We start from the raw sequence: 12,097 nt of genomic DNA, 5'->3' as shown, positions 1-12,097 counted from the left end.
CCGTCGGCAGACGGCGCTGACGAGATTACCGCTGGGAAGGGTCGAATTTGACGGCGTCTACCGCCATATCATCGATCACCTGCTTCATGGTTTCGATAGTCAGCGGCGTGTTTTCATTGGCCAGGGTTTTGCCCTCACCTTTACGAACCACTTTGATCACCGGCTTGTTGGTGCTGGCGTCAATCAGTTCGGCTTCAAAATAGAGGTCGGTGTCCATCGTACGATGGCCGGTGGCGGCTTGAGTACCGGCAACAATCATCGCTACCGGAACCACTTCATAGAACTGCAGCCCTTCTTTGCTGGAGTCCACTCCGGTAATCGCCCCGCGGAAAATAAGGCTACGCTTGCCGGCGGTGGTTGCCAGCGGTTTACGCTCGGAAATGGCCTGTTTGAGCTGTTTGTTGGTGTAATTCAAAATATCCTGCAGCGCCTTTTCACCCACCTGGGTCGTCGGCTTCGGTACTGGATAGTACGTTACCGGATGGTAGACGACATTATCGTAGTTGGCCGGATTGTAGTTTGGATCGATCCAACGCAGCTCCGACTTACCGGAGGCAGTGGTGGCTTCTTTCAGGTTGGAATAGTCTTTTAAAAAGCCCGAATACTGATTCGGTTGCGCCAGTTTGGACGCACAGCCCGTCAACGCTAACATCCCCGCCAGAGCGGCGACTTTAAATAACACGCGAGTACGCATAAAGAGATCCCTGTAAATGCAGTTTTTTCGGCAGACGTTATAGCAGATAAGACCCACTAGTTTTGTGACAAAATGAGGGCTTCGTCAAGGAAGATATACAAATATTGATGGGATCAACATTACGTTATTAAATAATTACTTAAAACGTTAACAGGTCGGCTTTAACCTTTCTTTTCAGCGAGGATTTTCGCGCTTCTTGATCCGAGGTGTATTCGTGAGAGGCGGCGCGGTCAATCTCAGTAATTACACGCGCCGCTGAGGATTATGCGGGCTTGCGCGCCAGCAGCGTGGCGAAGCGCAATTTGATCCGGTTGCCGCTGGCGTCGGTCCGATGCAGCTCACCGACGTCCTCATTATATTTCAGTAATTCCCAGTCCCGGTAGTACTCCCGAAGTTCATCGGGTTTAAAAGCAAACGGGAAGCCGACGGTGCAGGGATAGTCCTCGGTGTCCATCGCCGCGACAATCAGGTTATAGCCCCCGGCGGCGGTGCAGCGCTGCATATTGCCGATGAGTCCAGGGATGGTGTCAGGCTCGAGGAACATCATCACTACGGTGGAGAGGATCAGATCATACTCGCCGTCAAAGGCCAGGCTGTTGAGGTCTTTCACCGCAGTCTGCAGATTATCCAGCCCTTCGGCGGCGCGAATAGTCTCCAGATTGTTGATGCTCATCGCATTTTTATCCCACGCCGTCACCGTGAAGCCATTCGCCGCCAGATAAAGACTGTTACGTCCGTTGCCGCAGCCCAGATCCAGCGCCCTTCCCGGCGGCACAATCGTCGCGGCATGCAGCACCTCAGAGTGGGTGCGGGTCAGGCCATATTTTTCACTAAAATAATCCGCGTCTCGCGTTGTCATGATCCTTCCTTCTTATTCAGGAGTGTTTCCCGGTCGACCTGTAGCAACAGTTTCCCGCTGACCAACAGCAGCCCTGTGCGCAGCAGCAGCAGGCCGATGACCAGATTGCTAAAAATAAAGAGCGGCAGCGCCAGATGATGAAAAAAGCCGTCCGCCTTCGCCTGGCCCAGATGCAGGCCGGTGGTGGCCAGGGCGGAGATACCGAACGAGAAGCTCCAGAAAGAAGCATTGAACGGCTGGCGAAGATACCAGGGCATCAGACGCAGCATAAACAGCAGTTGTAACAGACCGTAGCCGAACAGCAGCTTAGCGAAGGTATCGGCCTCACCGCCGTTAACGCTGAGCCAGGCGCTGCAGGCCACCAGCGCAGGCGCCAGCTGGATCCCCAGCGACGTGCGCAGCGCGGTCGGCAGTTCGCCTGCGCTGCGCAGACGATGGAGGATAGCCGGCTCGAGGCTCAGCCAGGAGAAGACCCCGGCGCCAAGGAACACCAGTCCGGCGTCGGTAAACCCCAGCGCGCCGCAGGCCATCGCGCTGATAAAATTATTCGCCACCGTGGGCAGATACAGCCCCGGCGTAGTGGCCTCGCGAGGATGGTTTCCCCGCCACAGGCCGCCGCTTTGCCAGGCGGCATAGGCCAGCTGCAGCGCCACGCCCGGCACAAACAGCCCGATGGCCAGCGGTCGGCACCAGGGCGCCAGACCAATCGATACCAGCAACGTGGTGGCGGGAAACAGGCTGACGAAGCTGCTGCTGACCGGATGTCGCATCTCCTGCAGCACACTCGCCGGAAAGCGGATCGCCCGGCTGATAAACGCCATACTGAGCAGGACCCATATCGCTATCGCCAGCGTCACCAGCCCATCACCAATACTGCGGCTGACCGGCCAGAGGGTGCTGGCGTAACGCCAGGCAAAGCCCATCCCGATGGTGCCAAGCACCATGCCAAAATATCCCGCCGGCAGGTTAAGCACCTGCTGCGACCTATACGTTTTGTTCATTTTATTGATGTTATCAATTAAATTTGAAGTTGCATTCTAAAGGAACCTTATACCACGCGCTACGGCGATCTTTGCTATGTTTATGTTAACCATAAGTAATGAGGATCGGGAATGCGTAAATACCGTCTCAGCGAACAGACCCGGCAGTATTGTTACCAGGAAGAGGATGGCAAACAGTGCGTCACCCTGCGCCAGATTGTGGCGCTTATCGATTTCGCTGACGTCAAAGCGGGCAGCGAAGGCGGCTGGGTGGATGAAGAAAGCGCCCTCAGCCAGCAGGGAGAGTGCTGGATATACGATGCCAATAGCGTGGTCTTCGCCGGGGCGCGCATCCTCGACGATGCCCGACTCAATGGCCCCTGCGTGGTCAGCCATGGGGCTATCATCAGCGGACGGGCATCCATTCACGCCTCGCAGGTCAGCCATCACGCGCAGATTGGTGACAACGTCACGATTAGCCAGAGTCTGGTGCGCGGCTACTGTCGCCTCGCCGACGAGGCGCGTCTTCTGCCCCACTGTCAAGTCATTGCCGCCCGTGGGCTGACCGCCGATCGCGACAAAGTGCTGCAGATTTATCAGCGAGCCACCGTCAGCGCGTCGCGCATTCTCCACCAGGCGCAGATCTATGGCGAGGCCTTCGTCGAACACGCTTTTGTCGAACATCGGGCGGAAGTCTTTGACCATGCCAGGCTCGAGGGAAACGAGGAGAACGACGTCTGGGTGTGCGATAACGCGCGGATTTACGGGCATGCCCGTCTGATCGCGGGACGCGGTGAGGACGCCATTCCCACCGTGCGCTACAGCTCGCAGGTCGCGGAGAATGCGGTGATTGAAGGCAACTGTCTGCTAAAGCATCGGGCGATGGTGGGCGGCGAGGCGCAGCTGCGCGGTGGACCGATTCTGCTTGATGATGACGTGCTGATCCAGGGGCGGGCTGTCATCGTCGGCGATGTGATCGTTGAGCACCAGGTCACTCTTGGGGACGAGGTGCAAATCGCCGCACGGGAAGGAGAAGCCATTCACCTGCGCGGCCCGAAGACCCTCGGCGGCCAACAGCAGATCACCCGAACGCCGCTGTTAGGCGCCCTGTAGCGCCTCGTCGCGGTCAATAATACGGGCGTAGATATTCTGATCGTCATAGCTGCCGTTCAGATACTCGGCCTGTCGGAGACAGCCTTCCAGAACAAACCCGTTACGCAACGCCACCTGGTTGCTGCGGGTATTCGCCACCCGACATTTGATCACAAACCGGCGCACCAGCCCGCTGCGGGCATAGTGGTGGATAAAGGCCTGCAGGGAACGGGACAGATACCCCTGCCCCTGGTGATCCTCATCGATCCAGTAGCCAATATAGGCCGTCTTATTCTGCGGCTCGATCTGGTTAAACGACAGAACGCCAATCGGCCGCTTTTCGAGAAACAGCAAAAACATTTTGGCGTAATCCCGCTGATGCAGCATCACGTTACCCTGCACATGGCGGCGGGTCTCCTCTTCGCTGCGCACCTCGCCGGCCCAGCTGAGCGACTGCTGTAGCCAGCGCTGGTTTTTCACCACCAGCTGGTGCAGGTCGCTGACGTAGCGTTCATCAATGGCGATAAGCGTCAGCGCCTCGGTCACCGGGATCGACTCCGGTACTGCTGGAATGTCTGTGGTCATGGGGCTCTCTACGGGCCCGCAGGGGGTGCCTGGGGCCACGGCTGTCACGGGGTTATTTCATGATCCGGTCGTCAATGTAGTTACGTTTATCCGGCGCCGGCGGGAAGTACTGATAGAGCCAGGTTTCGCTGATGGCTTCTCCCTGACAGCGCAGGAACAGACGCATCTCCACCGGGTCGGTCGAGTCGGAGGTCGGATACCAGTCGAAGAGGATCCGGTAGCCATCGAACGGCTCGACGTAGAGGATTTCAATCTGCTTCGCTTCGCCGCTGGAGAGGGTGATCACCGGTTCAATACCGCGCGGCGCGGCCGCTTTCAGATCGCCGCCAACAAAGTCGATGGCAAAACGACGCGCCCACTTGTCCGGGTAGTGTTCGCCCGGCGCCCACCCCTCCGGGAAGCCCCCCATCCCGGTGCGGGTGGCGAGCACACGCGCCAGCGGTGTGCTGACCGGCGGCTGTGCGCTCCAGTAGAGACGGTAGCGGAAGTCGAGTTCGTCGCCCGCCTTCACTGCCTTTTCCGGCTGCCAGAAGCAGACGATGTTATCCAGCGTTTCACCGGTGGTCGGGATCTCCATCAGGCTGACCGCCCCTTTGCCCCACTGGTTACGCGGCTCAACCCACAGGCTGGGACGCTTGTTATACCAGCCCATCACGTCCTGGTAGTGGGAAAAATCACGGTCCAGCTGCAGCAGACCAAAGCCGCGCGGGTTCTTGTCCTGGAAGGCGTTGAACTGCAGCTTCTGCGGGTTGTTCAGCGGCCGGCAGACCCATTCGCCGTTGCCCAGCCACATCGACAGCCGATCGGAGTCGTGGATCTGCGGGTGGATGGTATCGCACATCCGACGCTCGTTGTTGCCGCAGCTGAACATGCTGGTCATCGGCGCGATCCCCAGCTGTTTGATATCCTTGCGGGCGTAGAGATGGTTCTCGACGTCCATAATGACCTGGGTATCCTGGCAGTGGATGGTGAACTTGTAGGCGCCAGTGATGCTCGGGCTGTCGAGCAGGGCGTAAACGGTAAAGACCGTGGCGTCCCCTTTGACCGTTTCGAACCAGAAAGAGGTGAAATCGGGGAACTCTTCCGGGGTATCGGTAAAGGTATCCACCGCCAGCCCACGGGCCGACAGGCCATACTGGTAGGTGCTGTCTACCGCGCGAAAATAGCTGGCGCCGAGAAACGCCACGATATCCCGGCGCGCCAGCTCAGGTGCTTTAAATACCCGGAACCCGGCGAAGCCGAGGTCGGACTGCCCTTCCAGCTGCCGGGTATCTACCCCGGCGTCATTGTACTTGAACAGCTCCGGACGGAAGTGGATCTCGCGCGCCTGCTGGGTGGCGGCGTCTAAAGAGAACATGCGCACGCGGCGACGGAACCCCATCCCGACGTGGAAAAACTGGATATCCAGTTTGCGTTCTTCAATGTTGTTCCATAGCGAGTGGTTAGCGTCATACTGAATGCTGTTATAAGCCTGCGGGGTGAGATTGGCCAGCGTCGGCGGTAGATCGCGCGGTGCCCCGCCCCACGGCTGGCGCGCCAGATCGTGGGCCATCGCCTGCAGCACGGCATAATCGAACCGACGCGTCTGCCCGTCGGCAATGCCCGCGTCTTCAGCAAACGCGGCCTGACTGAATAAGGAAGCGACTCCTGACGTTCCGCATACGGCGGCAACAGCCATGGAAGATTTAAGAAAACGTCTGCGGTTCATGCCTGAGAAAGCGTCCTTCTGCACGGGTGAAATGATTCGCAACGCGTCATCACGCTGCGTGATAATTTCCGCCCACTCTAGACAAAAACGATTAATAATCCAATTGTTGCCAGCAGAAAAACGGTAAAAAAGCCCTGTCTACCAGAACAGGCTGTTTTTTCATCGCCGGCGGAGGGAGAGCGCAATATCTAACGCAAACCCGCCTTAAACAAAGCGGACAGCACTCTCCCGGCACCCTGTCTCATCGCCGGGCCGTTTCTTAGCCACCCGCGGCCTGCAGCAGGGGCGTGCCCCGCTGAGCCGCCCCCCCCCCCTTTATTCGAGGGTCACGTGGTGCTTCATCACCCGGCGAAACAGCGCCAGCCGGGCGCGCATAAAGCGATTCTCCACTTTAAACCCGGCACGCTTATGCAGGCCAATGCGCAGCAAACGATCCCGTCCGCGCAGGCACGCCGGCCAGCGCACCGCGCCGGCAAGCACCTGCTCGCCGCTGGCGACGCGGGCAAACTGGACCCAGTAGTCAGCGACCTGAGCGGCGAAGGCCAGATCCGCTTCACTGGCATACTGCCGCACCGGATCGGTGAGCCGCAGGTTATCAAACACGTAGGGCACCTCGTTGCCGTGCCAGGCGCCGTGCGGATAGGCGTCATGTTCCGCTTCCGCGACATAATCGAACCAGTACCGCCAGCATGGCTGGCCCACGCGCTGCTGGGCCTGCATCACCACATAGCCGAGGGTGGTAAACGCCATATCCCGACAGACTTCCCGCCCCAGCGCTTCATCGCCTTTTACGCCGGGATAGAGGAGTTTGATCAGTCCCAGACCCAGACGGCGCTCACGGCGCAGTTTCTGGATCTGCCCGGCGATGTCGACGCCAAACACCGCCATCACGCTGGCTTCATCGCTGTTGGAGCCGATGATCACCGGCATCGGATGCTGGCGCCCGGCAAAAAAGGTCTCCAGCATCGGCTGCGGGAGCACGATATCGCCTGCGATGGGCGCTGGCCCGATATTCAGCGGGGCGGAAAGCGACCAGAAGGCCTCCGCCGGGATTGCCCGCAGTTGCTCAGCGCTGGCCTGTGGTAAGGCGAAATGCTCCGCCAGCAGACGGCCTTTCTCCAGCGCCTTTTCCCGCGGCAGATCGGGTAAGGTATACCCGCTCTGAATAATCGCTTTATGGAACAACCCTTTCGCTTTCGGCGAGGCCATCAGCGACAGCACGCTGCGCGCCCCGGCGGATTCGCCAAACAGCGTGACGTTGGCGGCGTCGCCGCCGAAGGCGTGAATGTTTTCCTGGACCCACTGCAGGGCGGCGATCTGGTCGAGCAGCGCGAAGTTATACAGCCGCTCGCCCGCCTCTTCTTCCAGCGCCGGGTGGGCGAAAAAGCCGAGGTGGCCCAGACGGTAGTTGACCGTCACCACCACCACGTCGCGGCTGGCCAGCGCCAGGCCATCGTAAGGCGGCAGGCTACCGGCGCCGATGGTAAACCCGCCACCGTGCAGCCAGACCATCACCGGCAGCGGCTGCGCTGCGCTGGCGGGGGCCCAGACGTTGAGATAGAGACAGTCTTCGCTGAAGCGACCGGGATCCCCGCCGCCAAGTTCGCGGCAGTAGTCAATGTCCTGCCAGCTGGCGGCGGAAAAAGCGTCGGCCTGACGCACGCCTGGCCAGCGGGCGGGAGGCTGCGGCGCGCGCCAGCGCAGCGGCCCCACGGGCGGCGCGGCGTACGGAATGCCGCGCCAGATATGGATCCCCTGCTCTGCACTCCCGACCAGCGTGCCCTGCCGGGTTTTCGCCAGCGGTTTCGACGGATGTTGCATAACCTGCTCCCTGTAAGGCTGATGCCAGCAGGTTACTGATTTTACAGCAGACCGCAACGTCGTTTGCTGCGCTCCTCCGCCTGCTGGTACAGTTCAAATTCATCCTGCACCGGACAGCCCAGCGCCGCTTCAAAGGCTTCGCGGCTGGCATTCCCGTGGCTGCGGGCCTGGGTTTCGTTACCCAGATTGGACTGAAAAATGCCCGCCGCGCTGACCGGTAAAAAATCCTCATAGACGATAGGCTGGGCCACTATCCACCCGCGCTCGATCAGCGGCTGGGGATCGTCGCCCGGGCGAAACGCGTGGCGATGGGCCTCGCCAGCCGGCGTCAGGCGGTAGCGAAACCAGGCCAGCCCCTGCTGACGCAGCAGAAATTCGCTGTCGGGAAATTCGCGGAATACCTCCTGCAGATGCAGCTGGTGGCTGAGATTGTCTTTGCCGGTCCCTGCTGCCTGCAGCAATCGGTCGTATAGCGCGCGTCCTTTTGGCGTCAGCGCCACGCCGCGCTGCTCAATTTCGCCGAAGCGGGCGCTGTGAGTGCCGCGGTGTTCGCCGGCGAACATTACTGGTTCCTCAAGCGCCTTGAAGCTGGTCTGTCGCAGGAGGATCGGTACCTCCCGGCGCGGCGGACCTTCGATCAGGGCCTTTGGCTCAATGCCGCACTCCGGCATCAGGGCCTGCGCGCGGTCAATATCCAACGTTCGCGGCGTGAGGTGGTTGATATGGCATCCCGGGAAGCAGACCACATCGGCTATCAAGCGATGCTCGCGATGCAGCGCGTGGTAGGTCTCCTCATCGACGGTGGCATGCCGGTGCCAGCGGAAGGTCTCCAGCGCCTCCTGCACGAACTCGCGGGCTTCCGCAGGGGTGAACGCCCCTTCGGCCTCATGCCGGGCGATCAGCGCCAGACAGCGGGGAGTGAATATGTTGCGCCGGGCGAGGATCGCCTCGGCTCGCTCACGCAGAGCGCGGTTTTCGATCAGCTCCAGACGCAGCAGCGAGGTAAAAACCCGAAACGGATTGCGCGCCAGCGCGGCATCGTCGACAGGACGAAACGCCGTGGAATGAACCGGCACGCCGGCCTGTGAAAGATCATAATAGCTGACGGGATACATCCCCATGATGGCAAACATGCGACGCAGCGTCGCCAGTTCCTCCGCTGTGCCCACGCGGATCGCCCCGTGGCGCTCAACGTTCAGGCGAGCCAGCTCGTCGGCGTTGGCCAGTTGTTCATGCAGCTTCGGATTATTTTCCAGTACCGCCAGGTTGACGTCAGCCACCAGCTCCAGCAGCGTCCCGTACTGCGGAACTTCCTGCTGGTACATGGCCGACATGGCCTGCGAAAACTGCTCCCGAATCTCATCAGCCGTGATGGTGTTCGCCATGATGTGTTACCTCCAGTGAATACTTCCTGGAGTGTAGGAAAGCTGCCTCCCGGCGGGGGGAAGAATTTACAAACTGTGATGGCGATAACCTGCTTCCGGTCATGGGCATGGCGCAGGGCATAACCGACGGTTATGAAAAACACCCGGTAATTTCACTTTAAATTAACAATATATTTACACACACTGTTTCTGGCGACATTACAACAACATGCCTCTCTACCCTCTATACGGAGTACCCGATGAACGATAAATGGTCCCCGCGCGAGGTTATCCATCGCGATTACAGTAGTCACCCGCCCGCTTACGCCCCGGGCTATAAAACCAGCGTCCTGCGCTCCCCGAAAAACGCCCTAATCTCCCTGCAGAACTCGCTGTCAGAGATCACCGGCCCGGTGTTTAGCCGCGACGACCTGGGACCGCTGGATAATGACCTTATCCTTAACTATGCCAAAGAAGGCCTGCCGATTGGCGAGCGGATCATTGTGCACGGCTATGTGCGGGATGGTTTCGGCCGACCAATGAAAAACACCCTGGTGGAAGTGTGGCAGGCCAATGCCGGCGGCCGCTATCGACATAAAAAAGATCAGTATCTGGCGCCGATTGACCCGAACTTCGGCGGCTGCGGTCGGGTGCTGACCGACGAGAACGGTTATTACTGTTTTCGCACCATCAAGCCCGGCCCCTACCCCTGGCGCAACCAGGCCAGCGACTGGCGTCCGGCGCATATTCATTTCTCGCTTTCAGGCGACGCCTGGGCCCAGCGCCTGATCACCCAGATGTATTTCGAAGGCGACCCGTTGATCAAGCAGTGCCCGATCGTCAGGACCATTAATAATGACGACGCCGTGCGCACCCTGATCGCCGAGCTGGACATGCACGCCGCCGTGCCGCTGGATTGTCTGGCCTACCGCTTCGACCTTGTTCTGCGCGGCCATCGCGCCACGCTGTTTGAAAATCGCACTCAGGGGGCCGCCCGATGAAAGAGTATCTGCCTGAAACCGCCTCGCAGACTGCGGGACCCTATGTTCATATCGGTCTGGCACCGGACGCGGCGGGTTTTCATATTTTTGAAAAAAATTTTGGTCCGGTTCTCACCACCGCCGATACGGTCGGGGAACGGATCACCATTGAAGGCCGGGTTATCGACGGCTCCGGAACCCCGGTCCGCGACGTGCTGCTGGAGATCTGGCAGGCTAACGCCGCGGGACGCTATAACCATCCTGAGGACCGTCAGCAGCAGAAAGCGGTCGACCCAGGCTTTCGCGGCTGGGGGCGCACCTGCTCTGACTTCACCTCCGGCGTCTGGCGCTTTGAAACCATCAAGCCCGGCGCGGTGGTTGGCCGCGACGGCCGTCTGATGGCGCCGCACGTCAATCTGTGGGTGGTGGCGCGGGGGATCAACATTGGCCTGAATACGCGGATGTATTTCGCCGATGAGCACGAGGCCAATGCCAGCGACCCGGTGCTGAATCTCATCGAATGGGAGGTGAGACGCAAAACCTTAATCGCCGAGCGCGAGGTTCGCGGTGCGGAAGTGGTCTATCGTTTCGACATTTATCTGCAGGGCGAGAACGAAACCGTCTTTTTCGATATCTAGCGGCCATGCTGACCACCGCCGTCGCCCCGCACAGCCGGGGCGACGGCGTGTTAAACCATAGGGAAAGATCTTGTAATGTAATCAGCTCAAATGTTAATAATATTTTGCTATCTGGTTATCAAATTTAAACAAGGCCGCTTGTCTCTTTCACCGCTGTGTTTTTAACATCATCTTACTATGGAAAAAAATGGTCTCTTCAGTCAGCGCATTCGCTTGCGCCATCTACACACCTTCGTGGCCGTCGCTCAACAGGGAACGCTGGGGCGCGCGGCTGAAACTTTAAATCTGAGCCAGCCAGCACTTTCAAAAACGCTTAACGAGCTTGAACAGCTGACCGGTACCCGTCTGTTTGAGCGGGGACGTCTGGGGGCGCAATTGACCCTGGTCGGGGAACAGTTTCTGACTCATGCCGTGAAAGTGCTTGATGCCCTTAACTCGGCGGGCCAGGCGCTGAACCGTAAAGAGGGGCTGAATAACGATATCGTGCGCATCGGCGCGCTGCCTACCGCCGCGCTGGGGATCCTGCCGACGGTGATCGGCCAGTTCCATAAGCAGCAAAAAGATATCACGCTGCAGGTCGCCACCATGAACAACACCATGCTGCTCGCCGGCTTAAAATCCGGGGAGATCGACATCGGCATCGGACGGATGTCCGATCCGGAGCTGATGAGCGGGCTGCATTACGAACTGCTGTTCCTGGAATCCCTTAAGCTGGTGGTACGCCCGGGACATCCTCTGCTGCAGGAGACCGTGACCCTCAGTCGGGTGATGGAGTGGCCGGTGGTGGTCTCGCCAAAGGGCACCGTGCCGCGGCAAAACGCCGAAGCGCTGCTCCAGAGCCAGGGCTGTAAAATGCCCGCCGGCTGCATCGAGACCCTCTCCGCTTCACTGTCGCGCCAGCTGACGGTCGATTTTGACTATGTCTGGTTCGTCCCTTCCGGGGCGGTGAAAGACGATCTTCGCCGTGGCGTACTGACCGCCCTGCCGATTGCCACCCAGGGCGCCGGGGAGCCCATCGGCATTCTAACCCGCGTCGATGCGACGCTGACCCCCGGGACACAAACCCTGCTCAGCGCTATTCGTAAATCAATGCCTGCCTGATCCGATGATCCCCCGGCCCGTAGCGGCCGGGGAGCCAACGCTGACTGCGTCACATTCAGCAAAATAATCATTTAGTGCGAAATTATTTATTAACATTTGCGCAAATTTCTTTAACAGATCTATCATATCGCGATTTCACCAAATGGTTCATACGAAATCAAAACAGGCAATAAATTTGGCTTTATGAAGATACAAACCACTTCATTCAAAAATAAAACAAAATAACTTTGTTTCATTTGGTTCGCACTGAGGTGGCTGGTGTGGTTAAGGAGATT

Annotated in this window: 11 protein-coding genes; 4 read left to right on the top strand and 7 right to left on the bottom strand. The window is 59.1% G+C overall.

The window, feature by feature from the left end:
• Window positions 1-25 precede the first annotated feature (25 nt).
• The 3 genes from ACLH1I_RS05420 to tehA all read right to left on the bottom strand — a co-directional run bounded on the left by ACLH1I_RS05420 (window position 26) and on the right by tehA (window position 2,554).
• Window positions 26-694, bottom strand: a complete 669-nt coding sequence (locus tag ACLH1I_RS05420; RefSeq protein ID WP_004202796.1) for a DUF3313 domain-containing protein — start codon at window positions 692-694, stop codon at window positions 26-28.
• Between the two features lie 262 nt (window positions 695-956).
• On the bottom strand, window positions 957-1,553 hold the full coding sequence (gene tehB / locus ACLH1I_RS05415) for a tellurite resistance methyltransferase TehB (RefSeq protein WP_017900473.1): 597 nt from the start codon (window positions 1,551-1,553) through the stop codon (window positions 957-959).
• On the bottom strand, window positions 1,550-2,554 hold the full coding sequence (gene tehA, locus ACLH1I_RS05410; RefSeq protein WP_032456157.1) for a dicarboxylate transporter/tellurite-resistance protein TehA: 1,005 nt from the start codon (window positions 2,552-2,554) through the stop codon (window positions 1,550-1,552). Before tehA ends, tehB begins: the two co-directional genes overlap by 4 nt.
• A 111-nt stretch (window positions 2,555-2,665) precedes the next feature.
• On the opposite strand from tehA, the gene ydcK reads away from it, so the two are divergent.
• Window positions 2,666-3,646, top strand: coding sequence for a YdcK family protein (ydcK, locus tag ACLH1I_RS05405; protein ID WP_004202800.1), 981 nt, complete (start codon window positions 2,666-2,668; stop codon window positions 3,644-3,646).
• Here ydcK and rimL read toward each other — a convergent pair.
• The 4 genes from rimL to ACLH1I_RS05385 form a co-directional block, all read right to left on the bottom strand.
• Window positions 3,632-4,210: a 50S ribosomal protein L7/L12-serine acetyltransferase gene (rimL, locus tag ACLH1I_RS05400; RefSeq protein ID WP_004202802.1), complete on the bottom strand. Its 579-nt coding sequence runs from the start codon at window positions 4,208-4,210 to the stop codon at window positions 3,632-3,634. The two genes, ydcK and rimL, sit on opposite strands and share 15 nt — an antisense overlap.
• 52 nt (window positions 4,211-4,262) lie before the next feature.
• Window positions 4,263-5,918: a glucan biosynthesis protein D gene (locus ACLH1I_RS05395; protein ID WP_032456160.1), complete on the bottom strand. Its 1,656-nt coding sequence runs from the start codon at window positions 5,916-5,918 to the stop codon at window positions 4,263-4,265.
• 315 nt (window positions 5,919-6,233) lie between these two features.
• Window positions 6,234-7,739 carry a carboxylesterase/lipase family protein gene (locus ACLH1I_RS05390; protein WP_062914271.1) on the bottom strand — a complete coding sequence of 502 codons (1,506 nt, stop codon included), beginning with the start codon at window positions 7,737-7,739 and terminating at the stop codon, window positions 6,234-6,236.
• A gap of 41 nt (window positions 7,740-7,780) precedes the next feature.
• Complete coding sequence (locus tag ACLH1I_RS05385; RefSeq protein WP_023318417.1) at window positions 7,781-9,124, bottom strand: VOC family protein; 1,344 nt, start codon at window positions 9,122-9,124, stop codon at window positions 7,781-7,783.
• A gap of 239 nt (window positions 9,125-9,363) precedes the next feature.
• Here ACLH1I_RS05385 and pcaH point away from each other — a divergent pair, with 239 nt between their 5' ends.
• From pcaH to ACLH1I_RS05370, 3 genes are all read left to right on the top strand, one after another.
• On the top strand, window positions 9,364-10,104 hold the full coding sequence (pcaH, locus tag ACLH1I_RS05380; protein WP_004202816.1) for a protocatechuate 3,4-dioxygenase subunit beta: 741 nt from the start codon (window positions 9,364-9,366) through the stop codon (window positions 10,102-10,104).
• Complete coding sequence (pcaG, locus tag ACLH1I_RS05375; protein ID WP_004202817.1) at window positions 10,101-10,721, top strand: protocatechuate 3,4-dioxygenase subunit alpha; 621 nt, start codon at window positions 10,101-10,103, stop codon at window positions 10,719-10,721. The genes pcaH and pcaG overlap by 4 nt, the downstream gene beginning before the upstream one ends.
• Window positions 10,722-10,898: 177 nt before the next feature.
• Window positions 10,899-11,822 (top strand): LysR substrate-binding domain-containing protein, encoded by a 924-nt coding sequence (locus tag ACLH1I_RS05370; RefSeq protein WP_004143800.1) that lies wholly within the window; start codon window positions 10,899-10,901, stop codon window positions 11,820-11,822.
• The last annotated feature ends 275 nt before the right edge of the window (window positions 11,823-12,097 follow it).

It is taken from the genome of Klebsiella sp. 1SOBk10mer, from assembly GCF_046602535.1.
Taxonomy (GTDB): domain Bacteria; phylum Pseudomonadota; class Gammaproteobacteria; order Enterobacterales; family Enterobacteriaceae; genus Klebsiella; species Klebsiella quasipneumoniae.
Note: the sequence above shows the minus strand (reverse complement) of the source record. Positions and strands in the feature narration are given on the sequence as shown.